The sequence below is a fragment of the Quisquiliibacterium transsilvanicum genome (assembly GCF_014202215.1).
In the GTDB taxonomy this organism is placed as follows: domain Bacteria; phylum Pseudomonadota; class Gammaproteobacteria; order Burkholderiales; family Burkholderiaceae_E; genus Quisquiliibacterium; species Quisquiliibacterium transsilvanicum.
On the sequence record NZ_JACHGB010000003.1, the window covers coordinates 550,889 to 570,793 of the forward strand.

The following is a 19,905-nucleotide window of genomic DNA, read 5'->3' on the forward strand; positions in this document are numbered from 1 at the left end:
ACCGGGTCAGCGTGTCTGGGTTGAAATGGGACGATCGTTCGAATCCGGCGCCGCGCCATAGGCGCGCAGCAGTCGATCGAAGGCGCGCCGCGCGCGCAGCGCGGCTTCCGGGTTGTTCAGCAGGCGGGCATCGTGATGCAGCACGAGGATCACTCCGTACAGGTCGAACACCAGGTCCGCGGGGTCGGTGCCGGCAACCAGCTCGCCGGCCTCGATCGCCTGCTGGATCGCGCGGGACAGCTCGCGCTGCCAGGAGCGGACCATCGCCACCAGTTCCTCGCGGACCGCGCCGGGCCGGTCGTCGTATTCGCTCGCCCCCGAAACCCAGATGCAGCCGCGGGCGGCCTCGAGGGCGCTGCGCTCGATCCAGCGGCCGAACATCGCGCGCAGCCGCGGCAGGCCGCGCCGATCGCGCAGGGCCGGCATCAGGACGTCGTCGACGAAGCGCCGCTCGTAGGCCTTGAGGACCGCGATCTGCAGGTCCTCGCGCGAGCCGAAATGGGCGAACACGCCGCTCTTGGACATCTTCATCCGCTCGGCGAGCCCGCCGATGGTGATGCCCTCGAGGCCGTGGCTGGCCGCGACCCCGAGCGCGGCCTCGACGATCGCCGCCCGCGTCTGCTCGCCCTTCTTCATCGACAGTGGCCGCATTGGATCCGGAGAATTTACGAACGGTCGTACTATTCTTGTCCTGGAACAGCTTGTCAAACGGCGCAGCCCGCAGGCGGGGCTTTCTAGAGCGGCCGCTCTATTGATGCGTCGCAGCAGCGGACCGGAACGAGCGCCGCGGGCGTCGCGCTATCCTGAGGCCCCCCTGCCCGCCGCCGGAGAACCGATGCGCCCGAACAAGCTCAAGCAGCTCTTTGCCGCGAAACAGACCGCCATCGGCGGCTGGTGCGCGATCCCCGACTCCTACGCAGCCGAGGTGATGGGTCATTGCGGCTACGACACCGTGGTCGTCGACCTGCAGCACGGCCCCATCTACCTGGACGCCGCGCTGCCGATGCTGCAGGCGCTGTCGTCGACCGACGCGACGCCGATGGCGCGCTGCTCGGCCAACAACTTCTTCGAGATCAACAAGCTGCTCGACGCTGGTGCCTACGGAATCGTCTGCCCGATGATCGACAGCGCCGACGATGCGCGCGCGCTGGTCTCGGCCTGCCGCTACCCGCCGGCGGGCACCCGCTCGTTCGGCCCGACCCGCGGGTTTCTGTACGGCGGCGCGGACTACTTCGCCCATGCCAACGACACCATCCTCGCCTGGGCGATGATCGAGACGCCCCGCGGGCTCGAGAACCTGGACGCGATCTGCGCGGTCGAGGGCCTCGACGGAGTGTTCGTGGGCCCGAGCGACCTGAGCCTGGCGCTGGGCGTGTCCCCCGCCCCCGAATGGCGCAAGCCGCCGCTTTCGGACGCCCTGGCCCGCATCCTTGCGGCTGCCCACGGGGCCGGCAAGCTGGCGGGAATCTTCTGCGTCAGCGTGGAGTTCGCCGTCGAGATGAAGGCGGCCGGCTTCGACTTCGTGGTGCATGCCAACGATGCGTCCATCCTGCGCGAAGCCGCGCAGCGCGGAGTCAAGGCGATCCGCGGATAGGACCTGTCCGCCGGGCGCCCGCAGGCCGCGGGGCCCGGCGCGTTTCACACGCCCGCGATCCAGCCCTCCACCGGATCGATATACGGCGGCAGTCCGTAGTTCGAATCGCTGCGGGCGCAGGCCCAGGCGGCCTGCACCGCGCACAGCACCGCATCCAGCAGGTCGCCGCTCGGGTCCTCCGCGCAGACCGCGGCAAGCGCGTCCGGCAGCTCGACCGCAAGCCCGAGCAGCGCCCCGGCCTGCAGGGCGTCGAGCAGGCGATGCCTGGCCTGCGCGCGCTCCGGGGTCCGCCCTGCGCGCGTGTCGCTCTTGTACGAGGCCCGGCCGAGCACCGAACGGGCGAGCACGCCCGGATAGGCTTCCAGCGCCACCCGGCCTGGATCGCCGGAGTGCACTCCCGGGACGCTGACTCCGGCCGCAAGGAGGCGGGGCGCGCCCGCCTGCAGCATGAAGGCGACCGGCGGGTTGACCCACTTCATCGACGGGCTGGAACCGGCGAGCCGGTCGGTGGCGCGGTGCGCGAACTTCGCGCCGGCCGGGCGGGCGTCGCACCAGCCGCGGAAGGCCGCCACCATCTGCGCGCGCGGCATCGCCTCCAGGTGCCGGACCATGCGCGCCCACGCGCCCTCGCCCGCCGCAGGCTGGCACGGCCAGCGCAGGTGCTCGAGCAGCTCGCGCGGCAGACCGAAGGGGAAGTCGAAGCCGCCGACCCAGGGGCCCGGTCGCGCGAGCAGGGCTTCGAACGCTGCGAAGCTTGCAAGGGTCTCGAGACCGAGCAGCTTCAGACGCCCCGCGCGCAGCTCGCCGACCGCCACGGTGATCGGCTTGCGCGGCCGCGGCGCCGAAGTGAAGTCGATGCCGAAGACCTGCGGTGCGGACTGCCCGTCCGACTGCCGGTCCGCAGCCTTGTCGTCGAGATGCACGGTGTTCCCTCCCGGTGGGCGGCACAGCCGTATACTGGCTCATCGATGTACCGGGAGCGCGCCATCAGCATCAATGGCAAGAGCGCCGGCCTGGCCCTCCCGGGCGGCACCATCCGCGACGGCGCATGGGGAGGCAGCGATGCTCTCTGTCGAGATGCTGCCCGCGGCGCACGGCGATGCGCTTTGGGTCGAATGGGGTGGCGCCGGACGGGCCGAGCACCGGCTGCTGATCGACGGCGGCCCGGCGCATGCCTATGCCGACGGGCTGCAGCGGCGCATCGAGGCGCTGCCAGCTGCGCAGCGACGTTTCGCGCTGTTCGTGATCAGCCACATCGATGCCGACCACATCGACGGCGCGCTGATCCTGCTGCAGGACCGCAAGCGCCTGGGGGCGCACTTCGACGAGATCTGGTTCAACACATGGCGCCACCTGCCCAGCTCCGAGCGCGATGCCTACGCGCCGCTGCAGGGCGAATTCCTGGGCGGACTGCTTGCACTGGACGAGACGATGCAGGCCTGCTGGAACCGCGCGTTCGAAGGCCAGGCCGTGCGGGTGCCCGACGTGCCCGAGCACCAGGATCCCCCGCCACTGCCCCGCCACCAGCTACCCGGCGGCGCGACGCTGACCCTGCTCGGCCCGACCTGGGCCGACCTCAAGCGCCTGCGCGCGCGCTGGGGCGCTGCGATCCGCGACTTCGCCCCGGGCGACGCGGCCGAAGCGGTGCGCCGGCTGCAGCAGCGCCGCGAGTACCGGCCCCCGGCCGGCCCCGCGGTGTTCGCAGGCCGCAACTACGGCGACGACCGCGCCCCCGCGAACGGATCGAGCATCTCGTTCCTGTTCGAATTCGACGGCGCGGCGGTGCTGTTCGCCGCCGATGCGCACGCCCGCACGCTGGCCGAGACCCTGGAGCGCCTGTGCCGCGAACGGCACGTGCCGAAGCTGCAGCTGTCGGCGATCAAGCTGCCGCACCACGGCAGCATGAGCAACGTGGACGCGAAGTGGCTGGACCTGGTGGCCTGCCGCCGCTGGCTGATCTCGACCAGCGGCGCGGTGTTCGGCCACCCGGACGTGGAGACGGCGAGCCTGATCGCCGAGCGCAGCGGACCCGCGAGCCCGCCGGAGTTCCACTGCAACTACAAGGTGGCAACCACGCTGCGGCTGGCGGAGCCGCACTTCCATCCGCTCTGGCACTGCGTGTTCCCCGACGCGCCCGGCCGCACCGGACCGGCCGGCGGGCTGCTGCTGCGCTTCGAGGGCGACCGGGAAGCGGGCCAGACGGCGACCGCGGCGACCGCTGCGGATGCCGGCGGCCCCCGCGGCCGCAAGCGCGCCGCGCCGCCGCCGCACGGCGCCGATCCGGCCCCGGCCCCCGCGAAGCCCGCCGCCCGCCGCAGGGGCGCGCGTGGCTGAGCCGCGCACACCGTCCGCCGAAGCGACGGACCGCGACGAAGGCCAGCGCTTCGAGCTCTTCGACCTGACGATCAGCATCGGCCCCGAGGGCCTGCCCTGGCTTTCGGCCCGGTCCAGCGTGGGCTTCGTGCACAGCGTGCCGCGCGCCGACCCCGAGGTGCCCCGGCTGTCGGACCTGCTCGACCTGGTCTACGACTACGCCGACTCGATCGCGTTCGCCGAGCCCGAGCCCCGCCCCGCGCTGGCCGCCGCGCTCGGCACCCTGGTGTTCGGCGAGCCGATGGTGCTGCGGCTGTTCCACGCCACGCGCGGCGTGGCCGCCAACAAGGGCGCGCGACTGCTGGTCAGGGTGCTGGCCTCTCCGCACATGGCCTCGCTGCCCTGGGAGCTGCTGCCCGACCCCGAGTATGGCGACGACGCCTCCGGCCGCTACCTGGTGCTGGCGCCCGACGTCCAGGTGGTGCGGATGGCGCGCGGCCGCTCCTACGCAACGCGCCCGCGCCCGCTGCACACGCCGATCAACCTGCTGGTCGTGCTGTCCAGTCCGGTGTTCCCGGCCGATACCGAGGGCCGCTACGACTTCGACATCTTCGAGGTGAAGCGCAACCTGATGAACGAGCTGGCGCCGATGGTGCGCGCCGGCCTCCTGCGCATGGACGTCGAGGACCGCCCCACGGTGGACAACCTGCGCCATCGGATCGCCTCGCAGCAGCGCGGCTACCACGTCTTCCACTACGTGGGCCACGCGCTGCCCGACCGCATCATCCTCGAGGACCGGATGGGCCGGGCCGAGACGCTGGTCAGCGAGCGGCTGATCGAGCTGCTGCGGCTGTGCCCGGACCTGCGGCTGGCGGTGTTCGCCGGCTGCGAGACCGCGCGCCCGCGCGACGATCCGGCCAGCGTCGACATCGGCCGCGCGGTGGGCTGGCGCGATCTGCTCAGCCTGGCCGACCGCTGCGTGCAGGGTGCCTGCCCGAACGTGGTCGGCATGCAGGCGGTGCTGCCGCTGAGCACCGAGCGCGTGTTCACGCGCTTCCTCTACCAGGGGCTGTCGTCGGGCTACTCGGTGGTCGATGCGCTGCGCATTGCCCGCGGCGCGATGCAGGGCGATGCCCGCATCGGCGTGCCGGTGCTCGACTGGTCGGTGCCGGTGCTGTTCGTCGGCGCCGACGAGCCCGTCGCGCTGCTGCCGCCCGCCCCGCAAGGCCAGCCGCGGCCGGACCGCTCCGCGGTCGAGCTCACGCTGGGCCTGGTCCAGTCCTCGGAGCGCTTCCTGGCGCGCGACCTGGCGCTGCGCCAGGTGGTCGAGGTGCTGTCGGGCAAGGCGCGCGAGCGCGTGATCATCGTCACCGGCCCGGCCGGCACCGGCAAGACGATGCTGATCGACCGGGCGCTCGACGAACTGCGCGGCAGCGTGGACCTGATCCTGTTCGTCCACATGCGCCGTCTGATGCCGGAGGTGCACAAGGCCTGCGCAGGGCTCGGCAGGGACGCAGTCCCCGACGTCGGCGCTCTGCTCGCGATCGAGCCGGACTCCACCCTGCGCCGGATGTGCGAGCTGGCCGACGAGCTGCTGCGCCGCGCAGGGCGCACGCCGCCGGTGCGCGACCAGCGCTGGACGCTGCGCGACTGGTGGGAGCGGCTGGTGGGGGACGTGGTGCAGCTGCGCTGCGTGGTCGCGGTGGACGACCTCGGCCAGCTCGACCAGCTGCAGGCGGTGCTGCTGCGCGGCGCGGCCGCCGCCTGGATGGCCGGGCGCATCGCGATGCGCCGCGGCGGCACTCCAGACGAGGTGATCTCCGCCGACGCCGAAGCCCTGCTGACCGCGCTGCAGCGGCGCGCCGAGGCCGAGCAGGCTGGACTGCCGCTGCCGGAGCAGCGCATCGACCCGGGGCTTCGAGTGCTGGCGGAAAGCCTGCCCGGGCTGCCGGACCGGCTGGCCGGCCGCCTCGCCGAAGCGCTGGAGCAGGCGCTGGTCGACGTGCTGTCGCAGTCGGCTGGGGAAGCTCAGCTGGAAGCCTCGCTGACCGTCCTGGCGATGCGTGCCGCCGGCGGCACCGACACCGGTCGGATCGTGGCGGCCATCGCCCACCTCGAGCGGCTGCGCGAGGCCGCTGCCACCGCGCTGCAGATTCTGGTCGAGCGCCGCGCCGGGGTGCGCACCGCGCTGACCGCCAACCAGCCGCTGCGCGGGCTGATCGAACTGTCCGGCGACGACGTGTTCGAGTTGCGGCTGGCGCCGCTGTCCTGGCAGGACACCTGGCGCTGGCTGCGCCGCAACCTGCCAGGGCTGCTGCGCTACGGCGAGGACTACCTGTCCAGGCTGTGGACGCGGCTGGGCGCGCGCGCCGACCTCTGGGAGGAGCTCGAGCTGAAGGCGATCCGCGATCCGCGCGCCGACCTCGAGCGCATCGTCGGCGAGCTGGCCCCCGCCACGCGGGTGACCGCGACAGGGCAGCGGCCGCTGGCCGGCCGGCGCCGCGGCGAACGGCCGATGCGCATCGCGGTGGCCGGCCCGCACCTTACCGACCCCGAGCAGGCCGCCACCGCGCTCACGCAACTGGCGATCCGCCACGGCGTCGGCGGCCGCGTGACTGCGGACATGGGCGCCGGCGGCGGTGCGCTGGCCTACCTGATCCATGAATCGCCTGCCTTCGACGACGAGGGCAGGACGACGATCGGCCAGATCGTCGGCTGGCTGCAACGGCTGGGGCCGATGCGCCCGGACATCGTGCTGCTCGACTACGGCCTGGTGATCGCCGAGGAAGGCTTCGGCGAGCACCGTTCACGGGACCCGCAGGTGCCGCTGCTGCAGGGCATGATCCACCACAGCCTGCTGATCGGCGCCGGCGGCAACGATCCGGCGCCGGGCCGCCTCACGGTGCCGGGCGCGTACTCCGAGGTCTTCGCGATCGGCGCGGCGCAGCCCGACGGCAGGCGGGCGCCGTACTCGGGCTGGTCGGCAGCGCGCGGCAAGCCGGACCTGTTCATGGACGACCAGCTCGGCAACACGCCGCTGGCCGCGGTGATCGCCTCCCCCGGCGCCGGCGGCTTCATCGGCTCGAGCGCGGCGGCCATGCACGCGATGGCCGCCGCGGTGATGGTGTGGTCGCTGCTGCCTCAGCTCACGCCAGGCGGCGTACGCCGCCTGCTGGAACAGGCCGCCAGGCCGACGGGCGAGCCCGGGCAGATGTTCCTGGAGATCGGCAGCGCAGTGGAGCTGGCGCGCCGGCGGCTGGTCTACGGCGCGCTGCAGCAGGGTCCGTGCACGACGATGACGCTGAGCGCGCTGACCGGGCTGCAGGCCGAAGTGCTCGCGAACACGCTTGCCGCAATGTCCGCGGACCGCCAGATCGAGATCAACCGCAGCGGCCGGCTCGAACGCGTGCAGATCGCCGGGCCCGGTGCCTGCGGGCCGATGTAGCCCGGATCGCCGCCGTTCGGCTCTGCGCCCCTCGTGTCAGTAGCCGGCGGTGGCGCCGCTCAGCGCGACCGCGAGGCGCAGCAGCTGGTAGGACAGACGGTGCAGCAGCCGCATCGGCCAGGCCCGTCGTGCATGGTGGGAGAGCGCCACCGGGGCGCCGCCCTCGTCGATCGCGGCGAGGATGCGCGCGCGCAGCTGCGCCGCGAAGCCGGCGTCCTCGACGACCACGTTCGCCTCCCGCGCCAGCAGCAGCGAGAACGGATCGATGTTCGACGAACCCACCGTCGCCCAGTCGTCGATCACCGCCACCTTGGCGTGCAGGAAGCTGGCCCGGTACTCGACGATCTCGATGCCGGCGCGCAGCAGTTCGTCGTACATCGCCTGCGAGGCCCAGTGCTGGAGCCGGTACTCGACCCGACCCTGCAGCAGCAGCCGCACCCGCACCCCGCTGGCCGCGGCCGCCTTGAGCGACTCGCGCATCCGCCGCCCGGGAAAGAAATAGGCGTTTGCGATCAGCACCTCGCGCCGCGCGCGGCCGATCGCCCGCAGGTACTGGTTCTCGATCTCGCGGCGGAAGCGGAAGTTGTCGCGCAGGACCAGCATGGCCTCGACGCTGCCCGCCGGCGTGACGTCACCCACCACCGCCGCCGACAGTTCCATCTGCTCGCGCGCCTGCCTGCGCAGCAGTCGCGAGGGCTGGTTCACGATGGAGAGCTCCCACCAGAGCCGCTGCACCGCGAGCTGCGCGGTGGCTGCGAGCGGACCCCGCACCCTCACTGCGAAATCGAAACGCGGGGATTCCAGCGCGCCGTGGTTCGGGTCGACGTGATCGTCGAGCAGGTTGATGCCGCCGACGAACACCACCTGCCCGTCGATCACCGCGAGCTTCCGGTGCAGGCGCCGCAGGCGCCGCCGGTCGAGCGCAAAGCCGCGCGGCTCGGGCCGGTAGGTTTCCAACGACACGCCGCCGGCGGCCAGCATCCGCGCCACTTCCCCGCCGAGCCGCGGCGTGCCGAAGCCGTCGACGACCACCCGCACCTGGACGCCGCGCCGCGCGGCGGCGGCGAGCGCGGCGGCGACCGCGCGCGCACTCGGGTCGTCGGAGAAGATGTAGGTCTCGAGCGAGACGTGCGCGCGCGCCGCGTCGATCGATTCGATCAGCGCCGGGAAGAACTCGCCTCCGCCCTCGAGCAGCACCACCTCGTGCCCGCCCTGCCGCACCGGCCTGAGGCTGTCGTACCAGGCGCGGGAAGCGAGGTGGCGTCGGCTCATGGGTGCAGGGAAAGGTCCGCCACCAGGGGGCTGTGGTCGGAGAGTTGCGCCCATTCCGGTCCGCGCAGCACCTGCGCTGCGCTGATCCGGAAGCCGCGCGTGTAGATCCGGTCCATGCGCAGCCAGGGAACCAGCGCCGGATAGGTGCGTGCCGTGCGGACCATCCTCGGCAGGCGGGCGACCCTGTCCTGCGCCTCCTGCCCCGGCGACAGGCTCCGGTCGCGGACGAAATGGGCCACCCGCTCGGTGACGCCCCGCGGCCTGGCGACGTCGAAGACCTCCTGGACGCCCAGCCGTTCGGCGAAGCGCTGCGACAGCTGGTTGCGCCAGTCGTTGAAGTCGCCGGCGATGATCAGCGGGGCATCCGCCGCCACCTCGCGGTCGATCCAGTCGATCAGCACCTGCGCCTGGCGCTCCCGGCTGCGCGCGAACAGGCCGAAGTGCACGACGAAGCAATGCGCCTGCCGCCCCTGGAGCGTGACCAGGCAGTGCAGGATGCCGCGCTTCTCGAGCGCGTGGTCGGACACGTCGCGATTCTCGAGGCCGACGATGGGGAACCTCGACAGCAGCGCGTTGCCATGATGACCGTGCAGGTAGGTGGCGTTCTGCCCATAGGCCACCTCGAAACTGTGCTTGAGCGTGGGTGAGCGGGCCAGGAACTGGTCCTGCGGCTCGACCGGCCAGTGCTCGAAGCGCTGGGCATTGCGTTCATGGCGGCCCTGGACCTCCTGCAGGAAGACCAGGTCGGCCTGCAGGTCGTGCAGCCGGGCGCGCAGCTCGTGGATGCGCGGCACGCGGCGCAGCCCGAACAGGTCGCGGACCACGCCCTTGTGGATGTTGTAGGTGGCCACCCGCAGGCTGAGGTCGGAGTCGGCGGCCTTGGGCGCCTTGCGGCTGCTGGCGCCCGTTTCAGCCATCGGCGCGCCCCGCTGCCGCCGCCCCTGCCGCATTGCTGCCCCGGATACGGGCCGGCAATGCGCGGATGGCCTCCACGTTGGACAGGGAGAAGCAGCGCTCGGCCGCCTGCTCCCAGGGCAGCCACGCGAAGGCCAGGTGCTCGCGCGGCGCCAGCCGCACCGGCAGGGGCTCCGGCACCAGCAGCCCGAAGACATGCTCGGTGTTGTGCGTGACGCCCTCGGGATAGCGATGGCGCCAGGTCGGGTAGATCTCGTAGCGGTTCTGCAGCTGCCAGTCGCGCAGGACGTGCCGGCCGGCGTCGATGCCCGTCTCCTCGAGCACCTCGCGCCGGCAGGTCTCTTCGAGCGGCTCGTCCGCCCGATCGACGCTGCCGGTGACCGACTGCCAGAACCCGGGGTGATCGGCCCGCTCGAGCAGCAGCACGCGCAGGTCGGGCGTGTGGATCACGACCAGGACGGAAACGGGAATCTTGTTGCCCACGAGCTTCCCTCTGTGCGACGGCCGCCGATGCGGCCCGCCGCCATCCTACAGCCTGCGGGCCGCGCTCCGCCCTGACCCGTCAAGCCTTGGTCGCTTCGACCTGGCGCAGCCGGATGTGCAGCTCCTTGAGCTGCTTCTCGTCGACCGCCGACGGCGCCTGCGTGAGCAGGCACTGGGCACGCTGAGTCTTCGGGAACGCGATCACGTCGCGGATCGACTCGGCGCCGGTCATCATCGTGACGATGCGGTCCAGGCCGAAGGCGATGCCGCCGTGCGGCGGCGCGCCGTACTGCAGCGCGTCGAGCAGGAAGCCGAACTTGGCCCGTGCCTCTTCGGCGCCGATGTTCAGCGCGCGGAACACCTTGCTCTGCACCTCTTCGCGGTGGATCCGCACCGAGCCGCCGCCGATCTCCCAGCCGTTGAGCACCATGTCGTAGGCCTTGGCCAGGCACCTGCCCGGGTCGTCCTGCAGGTAGTCCTCGTGGCCGTCCTTGGGTGCGGTGAACGGATGATGGCAGGCCACCCAGCGGGCATCTTCCTCGTCGTACTCGAACATCGGGAAGTCGACCACCCACAGCGGCTTCCAGTCGCCCTGCATCAGTCCGGTGCGGCGGCCGAACTCCGAATGGCCGATGCGGTTGCGCAGCGCGCCGATCGCATCGTTGACCACCTTGGCGCGGTCGGCGCCGAAAAAGACGATGTCGCCCGACTGCGCGCCGGTGCGCTCGAGGATCGCGGCGATCGCGGCGTCGTGCAGGTTCTTGACGATCGGCGACTGCAGGCCGTCGCGGCCCTTGGCAGCGTCGTTGACCTTGACGTAGGCCAGGCCCCGGGCGCCGTAGATGCCGACGAACTGCGTGTAGCCGTCGATCTCGCTGCGGCTCATCTCGCTGCCGCCCGGCACGCGCAGCGCCACCACGCGTCCGCCGTCCATGTTGGCCGCTGCCGAGAACACCTTGAAGTCGACGTCCTTCATGACGTCGGTGAGCTCGGTAAAGCGCAGCTGCACCCGCAGGTCGGGCTTGTCGGAGCCGTACAGCGCCATCGCCTCGGAGTAAGCCATCTGCGGGAACGGGTCCGGCAGGTCGACGCCGATCGCCGCGCGGAAAACGTGGCGGATCATCGTCTCGAAAATATCGCGGATCTCGGTCTCGGACAGGAACGAGGTCTCGCAGTCGATCTGGGTGAACTCCGGCTGGCGATCGGCGCGCAGGTCCTCGTCGCGGAAGCACTTCGTGATCTGGTAGTAGCGGTCGAAGCCCGACACCATCAGCAGCTGCTTGAACAGCTGCGGCGACTGCGGCAGCGCGAAGAACTGCCCGGCGTTGACGCGCGAGGGCACGAGGTAGTCGCGCGCGCCCTCGGGCGTGCTCTTGGTGAGCATCGGCGTCTCGATGTCGACGAAGCCGAGCGCATCGAGATGCTTGCGCACCTCGATCGCCACCCGGTAGCGCAGCATCAGGTTGCGCTGCATCTGCGGACGGCGCAGGTCCAGCACCCGGTGCGTCAGGCGCGTGGTCTCGGAGAGGTTCTCGTCGTCGAGCTGGAAGGGCGGCGTCACCGACGGATTCAGGATCTCGAGCTGCTGGCAGAGGATCTCGATCTCGCCGCTCTTCAGGTTCGAGTTGGTCGTGCCCTCGGGGCGCCTGCGCACCCGCCCGGTGACCTTGACGCAGAACTCGTTGCGGATGCGCTCGGCGGTCGCGAAAACCTCCGCCCGGTCCGGATCGCAGACCACCTGCGCCAGGCCCTCACGGTCGCGCAGATCGATGAAGATGACGCCGCCATGGTCGCGACGCCGGTGGACCCAGCCGAAGAGCGTGACCTCGCGGTCGAGATGCTCAGCCGACACTTGACCGGCGTAACAGGTGCGCATGCTTTTGTTCTCCAGGAAAACGGGGACGGCGCCGATCAGGCGCGCGGAGTTTGGCCGGGCGCGGCGGGGCGGTGCGGATAGACGACGCCCGGACGGGCGACCGGGGCGACCACCCCCATCGAGACCACGTACTTGAGCGCCTCGTCGACGCTCATCTGCAGCACGATCACCTCGTCGCGCGGGACCATCAGGAAGAAACCGGAGGTGGGGTTCGGCGTGGTCGGCACGTACACCGAAACCATCTCCTGGACGATGTGCGCCCGCACTTCATCCGCCGGCGAGCCGGTCTGGAAGCCGATGGTCCAGACGCCGGCGCGGGGATACTGGACGAGCAGCGCCTTGCGAAAGGCCTGCCCGTTCGGCGAGAGCACGGTGTCGCTCACCTGCTTCACGCTCGAGTAGATGGAGCGCACGATGGGAATCCGCGCAAGCACCGCCTCCCAGACGCGAACCAGCGCCTCGCCGATGAAATTGCGCACCAGCAGGCCGGTGCCGAAGATGATCAGCAGCGTGAGGATGACGCCCAGGCCGGGAATGCGCCGGCCGAACAGCACCTCCGGCTGCAGCCCGGCGGGCAGCAGCAGCAGGCTCTGGTCCATGGTGCCGACGATGAAGCCCAGCACCCACAGCGTGATGACCAGGGGCACCAGCAGCAGCAGCCCGGCAACGAAGTAGCTGCGGATGGAGGCCTTGTGGGGCGATGGCGTGTTGATGGCGTTTCCTCTCGCACGCGGGCGGCGCCCGCGCAGGAATCAGGCGGGCTTGGTGGCGGGCGCTGCTGCAGGCGCTGGCGAAGGAGCGGCTGCCGGCGCAGCCGCCGGCGCGGCTGCCGTGCTTGCCGGCGCAGCGGCGGGCACCGCCGCCGACGCCGGCGTGCCGGCTCCGCCCTCGCCGGCTTCGCCGCCGGCGGCGGGCTTGGCCTTGTCGCGGAAGTCGGTCACGTACCAGCCGCTGCCCTTGAGCTGGAAGGCCGGGGCAGTGAGCCGCTTGTTGAACGATTGCTGCCCGCAGGTCGGGCATTCGGTCAGGGGCGGGTCGGCGCGCTTCTGGAGCACGTCCTTCTCGAACCCGCAGCTGTCGCAGCGATAGGCGAAGATCGGCATGTCGGTATTTGCCCTGAGTTTCGGGAAACCTTTGATTGTAGTTGGAAAACCTCGCTTTCCACGCAACGGCCCTGTGTCCGGTTCATTGCGGTGCGGTTTCTCCACCGGTATAGTCTCGGGCGCACCGCTCCGGTGCTGCGCGCCGGCGCCCAGGGTTCCGCTTCTCGTCTCCCTGCATCTTCATCGGGCTCCTGCCGACCAGGCAGGCCGCCACGCACCGGGCGTGCCGCAATCCGCGGCACCGGGAGCTCAGGAAGAACCAGGGACCAGAAAGGGAACCGTCGATGAAGTACCGCCAGCTTTCGGATTTTCTCGATTCGGTCAAGGCGCGCGATCCGCACCAGCCGGAATTCCTCCAGGCCGTCCACGAGGTGATGTCCAGCCTCTGGGACTTCATCGCCGCCCATCCCCGCTACGCCGAATCAGGCCTGCTCGACCGCCTGGTCGAGCCCGAGCGCGCGATCCAGTTCCGGGTTGCCTGGACCGACGACCACGGCGACGTGCACGTCAACCGTGCCTTCCGCATCCAGCACAGCTCCGCGATCGGGCCCTTCAAGGGCGGCATGCGCTTCCACCCGTCGGTGAACATGTCGATCCTGAAGTTCCTCGCCTTCGAGCAGACCTTCAAGAACGCGCTCACCACGCTGCCGATGGGCGGCGCCAAGGGCGGCTCCGACTTCGACCCCAAGGGCCGCAGCCGCGGCGAGGTGATGCGCTTCTGCCAGGCCCTGATGGTGGAGCTCCACCGCCACCTCGGCCCGGACACCGACGTGCCGGCCGGCGACATCGGCGTGGGCGCCCGCGAGGTGGGCTTCATGGCGGGCATGATGAAGAAGCTCACCAACAACGCCGCCTGCGTGTTCACCGGCAAGGGCCTGTCCTTCGGCGGCAGCCTGATCCGCCCCGAAGCCACCGGCTATGGCCTGGTGTACTTCGTCGAGCAGATGCTGGCCACCCGCGCGATGACGCTCGAGGGCCTGCGGGTCTCGGTGTCGGGTTCTGGCAACGTGGCGCAGTACGCCGTCGAGAAGGCCATGGCCTTCGGCGCCAGGGTGGTGACGGTGTCGGACTCCACCGGAACCGTGATCGACGAGGACGGCTTCACGCCGGAAAAACTCGCCGAGCTGATGGACGTCAAGAACGTCCACTACGGCCGGGTCGAGGATTACGCCAAGCGCCTGAACCTGCGCTTCGAGGCCGGCAAGCGCCCCTGGGGCGTGCCGGTGGACGTCGCCCTGCCCTGCGCCACCGAGAACGAGCTCGACGGTGACGCGGCCCGCGAGCTGGTCAGGAACGGCGTCAAGTGCGTCGCCGAGGGCGCGAACATGCCGTCCACCCTGGAAGCGGCGGACGTGTTCGTCGGCGCCAAGGTGCTCTACGGCCCGGGCAAGGCCGCCAACGCGGGCGGTGTCGCCACCTCGGGCCTCGAGATGACGCAGAACGCGCAGCGCCTGCCCTGGGAGCGCGAGGAAGTCGACGCCCGCCTGCAGCTGATCATGCGCGACATCCATGACAACTGCGTGCGCTACGGCCGCAAGGACGACGGCTTCATCAACTACGTCGATGGCGCCAACACCGCCGGTTTCGTCAAGGTCGCCGACGCGATGATCGCCCAGGGCCTCTACTGATCGAGGCCTGAACACGCGCCTGCCGCCTGCGCCGGCGGGCGCGGCGGCACGGCGCCGGTCATCCAGCGGCGGTTCCGGGTGAAGCGGGTGAAGCCGCTCCGATCCAGGTACTCCAGCACCTCGATCGTCAGGTTCCGGCCGATGCCGGAACGGTCGCGAAATGCCGCAGCGTCGAAGCTTCCGTCCGCCGACTCCGCGGACAGCGTCCGCGCCGTCTCGACCAGCGCGTTGATGGTGGCCGGCAGGAAGAACCGGTTGGGCGCGATCCGCACCAGCTGACCGGTGCGCGCGATGCGATCCAGCGATTCGAGCAGGGCGGCGCGCTCGGCGCCGAGCGATGCGGCGAGTTCGCCGACGATCGGCGGGCGCAGGCCCGCGCCCGCCAGAAGCTCCCTCACCCGCGTCAGCAGCGCCGCATCCTCCGGCGGCAGCTTGGGGACGTGCCCGGGGCGCCGCAGGCTGGGGCCGTCGCGGACCAGTGCCGACTCCGCGAGCAGCGAGCGCAGCGCGGCGCGCGAGGCCGGCGTCGGCCGGCGCAGGCCGGCCTCGGCCGCCAGCGCTGCCTCGGTCGGGCCGAGCCGCTCGGGGTGCCGTGCGTGACTGGCGTCGAGCGCCTCCAGTTGCCGCGCGCGCAGCGCCTCCCAGGCGGCGGGCGCGAGCGCCCATTCGCCGGCGTCCGCATCCCGGAAGCGCTGCATCGGCACGCCGGCAGCCAGGCGGGCGGCCTCGTCGCCATCCAGGTTCCAGGCGCGCTCGAAGCGGTCGAGCCGGACGCCCTCCGGCGTCGCGGCCAGCAGCGCGCCGAGCGCCTCATGCGGCTCCTCGCGCTCCATCGCCCGCAAGGCTGCGATCCGCGCCGGACTGCCGCGGCCGCGCTGCACCCCGAAGGGATCGAGCACCAGGCCGCCGCCCAGGGTGCGCCGCGCGGCAGGATCCCTGATCACGAAACGGTCGCCGCGCAGCGCGCACAGCGGCGCTTCGGGCACGAGCTGCGCCAGCGCCCGCTCGCCGGGGTGCAGGCTGCGGCCGTCGGCCAGCGCAACGCGCGCATTGCAGACCCCCGAACCGAGGTGCAGCTGCACCGGCGCCCAATGGGGCAGCGGTCCGGGCGCATCGGCGAGCAGATCGACCCGGACGTCGATGCGATCGGTGGGCGCGTGCGCCCGCGGCGCCACCAGCCAGTCTCCGCGCGAGATCTCCGCCTTTCGCAGGTCAGCACCGGCGAGGTTGAGGGCGCAGCGCTGCCCGGCGCTCGCCGCGCCGGCCGGCCGGCCCTGCGCATGGATCGCGCGGACCCGCACTTCGATGCCCCGGGGCGACAGCAGCAGGGACTCGCCCAGCTCGGCCCGCCCGGAGAACACCGCCCCGGTCACCACCAGCCCGGCGCCGGCCAGCGTGAAGCTGCGATCGATCGACAGACGGAAATTCCCGGACGGCGGGCGGGCCGCGCGCGCGCCGTCCTCCGCGGCCAGGTGCGCGCGCAGCTGCGCCACCCCCTCGCCCGTGGGCGTGGCCACCGGAAACAGCGGCGCGCCGGCCAGCGGCCCCCCGGCCAGCGCGGCGTCGATCTCGGCGCGCGCCTGCTCGAGCCGCTGCGGCGAGACCCGGTCGACCTTGGTCAGCGCGACGGCGCCGCGGCGCACGCCCAGCAGGCCGAGGATCGCCACGTGCTCCAGGGTCTGCGGCATCGGCCCGTCGTCCGCGGCAACCACGAGCAGCGCGAAGTCGATCGCAGCCACCCCCGCGAGCATGTTGCGCAGGAAGCGCTCGTGGCCGGGCACGTCGACGAAGCCGACCGGCAGCGCCCCGCCCAGGTCCGCATACGCGAACCCCAGGTCGATCGACATGCCCCTGCGCCGCTCCTCCTCGAGGCGATCGGTGTCGACCCCAGTGAGGGCGCGCACCAGGCTGGTCTTGCCATGGTCCACGTGACCCGCGGTCGCGACGATCATGGCGCGACTGCCGGATCCGCTGGCACGCGGCCGCCCAGGAGCGTGGCAAACGGACCCGCTGGCACGCGGCCGCCCTGAGGCGCAGCGGCGCTCGTCAAGCGACCAGCACGCCCTTGCCGGCCAGCTCCTCGATGCGCTCTTCGGACATGCCCATGAACTCGCGCATCACCTGCACGGTGTGCTCGCCCAGCCTGGGCGAAGGCGTGCGCACCTTGCCGGGCGTCCGGGACAGCCGCATCGGCACGCCGACGATCCGGACCTTGCCCGCCCTCGGGTGGTCCATCTCCACCAGCGAGCCGCGCGCCTTCACCTGCGGGTGCTCGACCAGGGTGGCGATGTCGTTGATGGCGCCGACCGGGATGCCGTGCTCGAGCATCAGCGCCTCCCATTCCTCGTAGCTGCGCTCGAGCAGGATGCCCTGCAGCAGTTCGATCAGCGCCGGCGCATTGCCGATGCGGTCCGAGTTGCGCCGGAAGCGCGGATCGGTGGCGAGTTCCGGATGCCCGATCGCCGGGCAGAAGATCTTCCAGAGCTTCTCGCTGCCGACCGCCAGCGCGATGTCGCGTGTCTGCGTGTGGAAGGTCTGGTAGGGCAGCAGCGCCGAATAGGCGGTGCCCATCGGCTTGGGGAGGATGCCGTCGGCCAGGTAGTTGCCGATCATGATGCCGAGCAGCGACATCTGCCCCTCCATCATGGAGACGTCGATCGACTGGCCTTCGCCGGTCTTGTCCTTGACCCGCAGCGCCATCAGGATGCCGATGGCAGCGTTCATTCCCGCGGTGAGGTCGGCAACCGAGACGCCGCAGCGCACGCCCGAGCCGCCGGGCTCGCCGGTGACGCTGATCATGCCGCTCTCGGCCTGCAGGATCAGGTCGAGCGCCGGGCGGTCGCGATAGGGGCCGTCCTGGCCGAAGCCCGAGACCGAGCAGTAGATGATTCCCGGGTTGTGCTGGCGCGCCGCCTCGTAGTCGATGCCGAGCTTCGCGAGGGTGCCGGTGCGGTAGTTCTCGAGCACCACGTCGGCCTTCTTCACCATCTCGAAGAACAGCTCGCGGCCTTCGTCGGACTTCAGGTCGATGCACACGCCCTCTTTGTTGCGGTGCAGGCTGACGAAGTAGGAGGTGTCGTGCTCGGTCATCGGCACGCCCCAGGCGCGAGCGATGTCGCCGGTGGGCGGCTCGATCTTGATGACGCGGGCGCCGAAGTCGCCAAGCATCGTCGAGCAGAAGGGCCCGGCCAGCGCGTGGCTGAGGTCCAGGATGGTGATGTCTTCGAGCGGTGCGTTCAAGCTTCGACCTCGCGGGGATGCGGCAATTCGGGGATCGGCAACATTCGAAGAAAAACGGCCTGGAGTCAATGGACCCCAGGCCGTTCTCGCGTGCCGGCGATGCGATGCGGGTCAGAACGGAATGTCGTCGTCCATGTTGCCGAAACTGTCGTCCGGCCCGGACTTGGACGGCGCGGGCGAGCGGCCACCGCCAGCGCCGCCGCCACCGGCCGGTGCACGCTCACGGGGAAAGCCGCCACCGCTGCCCTGCGCGGGCTCGCGGGAATAGCCGCCGCCCTCGCCACTGCCCCCACCGCCGCCACCGCCGCCGCCGTCACGCGAGCCGAGCAGCTGCATCTCTTCGGCGACGATCTCGGTGGAGTACTTCTCGACCCCGTCCTTGTCCTGCCACTTGCGGGTCTTGAGGCGGCCCTCGACGTAGAGGGCACGGCCCTTCTTGGCATACTCCTGGACGATCTCGGCGAGGCGGTCGAAGAACACCACGCGGTGCCATTCGGTCTCCTCGCGCTTCTCGCCCGAGGCCTTGTCCTTCCAGGTGCGGGTGGTCGCGATGGACACGTTGCAGATGGCGCCGCCGCCGGGCGCGTAGCGGGTTTCCGGGTCGCGCCCGACGTTGCCGATCAGGATGACCTTGTTGACCGAAGCCATGTATTCCTCCGTGGCGGGCGTGCCGCCGGTACGAGTTTCTTGCGTGTGTGCGATGCGGACTGGGCGGGGGCCGCCCGGCTCAGGCGGGCGCTGCCGCGCGAGTCCGCCCGGGCCAGCGACGCTGCCCGAAAGCTGCCGCCAACCATACCACCAGCAGGACGGCGCACATCGCGAACACCGCCCCGCCCCCCCAGCGCGACTGCACCAGGCCGCCGAGCGCACCGCCCACGAACAGCCCCAGCGCCTGGGTGGTGTTGTAGATGCCCAGTGCGGCGCCCTTGGCGTCGGCCGGCGCGAGCCGGGAGACCAGGGAAGGCAGGCTCGCCTCGAGCACATTGAACCCTGCGAAGAACAGCAGCAGCAAGCCCGCCAGAGGCCATAGCCCGGCAGGCTGAAGGGCGAACATCAGCGCCACCGCCAGCAGCAGCGCGACCGCGCCCAGGAACACCTCGCGCAGGCGCCCGCGGCGCTCGCTCCAGAACAGCGGCGGGAGCATCAGCGCGAACGAAGCGAGCACCACGCCCAGGTAGAGCTGCCAGTGCTGCGCCAGCGGCAGCCCCGCGCGCTCCACCAGCCAGCCCGGGACCACGACGAACATCGCCATCTGGACGGTGTGCAGCACCATGATGCCGAGGTTGAGCCTGAGCAGGTCGGCGTCCATGGCGACCTGGCGCAGGCTCGTCGCGCCGCCGGCGGGCGTCTCGTGCTCGACGGCGGGCGCCGGGGGCACCACGAACAGCACCACCAGGATGGCCAGCAGCGCGAGCACGCCGGTTGCATTGAACAGTCCGTCCATGCCGATCGCGCCGTAGAGGGCCGGCGCCAGCACCATCGAGAGCGCGAAGGTGAGACCGATGGAACCGCCGACCATCGCCATCGCCTTGGTGCGCTGGGAGTCGCGGGTGCTGTCGGCGATGAAAGCGGTGACCGCGGCGGAGATCGCGCCGGCACCCTGGATCGCCCGGCCGACGATCACCTCGGCCACGGTGTCCGCGCCCGCAGCGACGAAACTGCCCACCGCGAACAGGATCAGCCCCGCGACGATCACCGGCTTGCGCCCGTAACGGTCCGAGGCCAGCCCGAAAGGCAGGTGCAGGATCGCCTGCGTCAGCCCGTAGACGCCCAGCGCGAGACCCACCAGCGCGGCGCTCTCGCCGCCGGGCAGGCCGCGGGCGTGTACCGCGAACACCGGCAGGATCAGGAACAGGCCAAGCATGCGCAGCGCGAAGATGGAGGCCAGCGAAGTGCTGGCGCGCAGCTCGCGCGCGGTCATGCGCTCGGGGGAGGAGGTCATCGCAGGGAGGGGCGGACGGGCGGGCGATGGTGCAACGCGGTATATTAGCCGATTGCCTTTTCGACGCGGCCTTGCCGGTCGATTGCCCGATGGA

16 protein-coding genes are annotated in these 19,905 nt (G+C 71.3%); 4 read left to right on the plus strand and 12 right to left on the minus strand.

The genetic code is table 11. The features are described 5' to 3' along the window. Positions 1-6 precede the first annotated feature (6 nt). Positions 7-651 (minus strand): TetR/AcrR family transcriptional regulator, encoded by a 645-nt coding sequence (locus tag HNQ70_RS09045; RefSeq protein ID WP_246434847.1) that lies wholly within the window; start codon positions 649-651, stop codon positions 7-9. Between the two features lie 184 nt (positions 652-835). Between HNQ70_RS09045 and HNQ70_RS09050 the strand changes: the two genes are divergently transcribed. Beyond that, entirely contained in the window at positions 836-1,594 is a 759-nt protein-coding gene (locus tag HNQ70_RS09050; protein ID WP_183966511.1) for an HpcH/HpaI aldolase family protein, read from the plus strand. Positions 1,595-1,638: 44 nt separating this feature from the next. Here HNQ70_RS09050 and HNQ70_RS09055 read toward each other — a convergent pair whose 3' ends face one another. Further along, complete coding sequence (locus HNQ70_RS09055) at positions 1,639-2,517, minus strand: DUF429 domain-containing protein (protein ID WP_183966513.1); 879 nt, start codon at positions 2,515-2,517, stop codon at positions 1,639-1,641. Positions 2,518-2,656: 139 nt separating this feature from the next. Between HNQ70_RS09055 and HNQ70_RS09060 the strand changes: the two genes are divergently transcribed. Together HNQ70_RS09060 and HNQ70_RS09065 are read left to right on the plus strand one after the other, a co-directional pair. After that, positions 2,657-3,928 carry a ComEC/Rec2 family competence protein gene (locus HNQ70_RS09060; RefSeq protein WP_183966515.1) on the plus strand — a complete coding sequence of 424 codons (1,272 nt, stop codon included), beginning with the start codon at positions 2,657-2,659 and terminating at the stop codon, positions 3,926-3,928. Beyond that, entirely contained in the window at positions 3,921-7,352 is a 3,432-nt protein-coding gene (locus tag HNQ70_RS09065; RefSeq protein ID WP_183966517.1) for a CHAT domain-containing protein, read from the plus strand. The genes HNQ70_RS09060 and HNQ70_RS09065 overlap by 8 nt, the downstream gene beginning before the upstream one ends. 36 nt (positions 7,353-7,388) lie before the next feature. On the opposite strand, the gene clsB is transcribed toward HNQ70_RS09065, so the two are convergent. The 6 genes from clsB to HNQ70_RS09095 form a co-directional block, all read right to left on the minus strand. Then, complete coding sequence (gene clsB, locus HNQ70_RS09070; protein WP_183966519.1) at positions 7,389-8,624, minus strand: cardiolipin synthase ClsB; 1,236 nt, start codon at positions 8,622-8,624, stop codon at positions 7,389-7,391. After that, positions 8,621-9,541, minus strand: a complete 921-nt coding sequence (locus HNQ70_RS09075; protein ID WP_183966521.1) for an endonuclease/exonuclease/phosphatase family protein — start codon at positions 9,539-9,541, stop codon at positions 8,621-8,623. The genes clsB and HNQ70_RS09075 overlap by 4 nt, the downstream gene beginning before the upstream one ends. After that, on the minus strand, positions 9,534-10,022 hold the full coding sequence (nudB, locus tag HNQ70_RS09080; protein ID WP_183966523.1) for a dihydroneopterin triphosphate diphosphatase: 489 nt from the start codon (positions 10,020-10,022) through the stop codon (positions 9,534-9,536). Before nudB ends, HNQ70_RS09075 begins: the two co-directional genes overlap by 8 nt. 79 nt (positions 10,023-10,101) lie before the next feature. Next, entirely contained in the window at positions 10,102-11,898 is a 1,797-nt protein-coding gene (gene aspS / locus HNQ70_RS09085; RefSeq protein ID WP_183966525.1) for an aspartate--tRNA ligase, read from the minus strand. Between the two features lie 35 nt (positions 11,899-11,933). Continuing rightward, positions 11,934-12,581 (minus strand): DUF502 domain-containing protein, encoded by a 648-nt coding sequence (locus tag HNQ70_RS09090; RefSeq protein ID WP_343060719.1) that lies wholly within the window; start codon positions 12,579-12,581, stop codon positions 11,934-11,936. 69 nt (positions 12,582-12,650) lie between these two features. Further along, positions 12,651-13,001, minus strand: a complete 351-nt coding sequence (locus HNQ70_RS09095) for an FmdB family zinc ribbon protein (RefSeq protein WP_183966527.1) — start codon at positions 12,999-13,001, stop codon at positions 12,651-12,653. 284 nt (positions 13,002-13,285) lie between these two features. Between HNQ70_RS09095 and gdhA the strand changes: the two genes are divergently transcribed. After that, positions 13,286-14,629: an NADP-specific glutamate dehydrogenase gene (gdhA, locus tag HNQ70_RS09100; protein WP_183966529.1), complete on the plus strand. Its 1,344-nt coding sequence runs from the start codon at positions 13,286-13,288 to the stop codon at positions 14,627-14,629. Here gdhA and selB read toward each other — a convergent pair. The 4 genes from selB to HNQ70_RS09120 form a co-directional block, all read right to left on the minus strand. Beyond that, complete coding sequence (gene selB / locus HNQ70_RS09105) at positions 14,623-16,581, minus strand: selenocysteine-specific translation elongation factor (protein ID WP_183966531.1); 1,959 nt, start codon at positions 16,579-16,581, stop codon at positions 14,623-14,625. The genes gdhA and selB overlap by 7 nt on opposite strands. Before the next feature lie 94 nt (positions 16,582-16,675). Then, on the minus strand, positions 16,676-17,869 hold the full coding sequence (locus HNQ70_RS09110) for a CaiB/BaiF CoA transferase family protein (RefSeq protein ID WP_183966533.1): 1,194 nt from the start codon (positions 17,867-17,869) through the stop codon (positions 16,676-16,678). Positions 17,870-17,980: 111 nt separating this feature from the next. After that, positions 17,981-18,517 carry a single-stranded DNA-binding protein gene (gene ssb, locus HNQ70_RS09115; protein WP_183966535.1) on the minus strand — a complete coding sequence of 179 codons (537 nt, stop codon included), beginning with the start codon at positions 18,515-18,517 and terminating at the stop codon, positions 17,981-17,983. A 79-nt stretch (positions 18,518-18,596) separates the two neighbouring features. Continuing rightward, a complete protein-coding gene (locus HNQ70_RS09120; protein ID WP_246434848.1) occupies positions 18,597-19,811 on the minus strand; it encodes an MFS transporter in 1,215 nt (404 codons plus the stop codon). Positions 19,812-19,905: the final 94 nt, after the last annotated feature.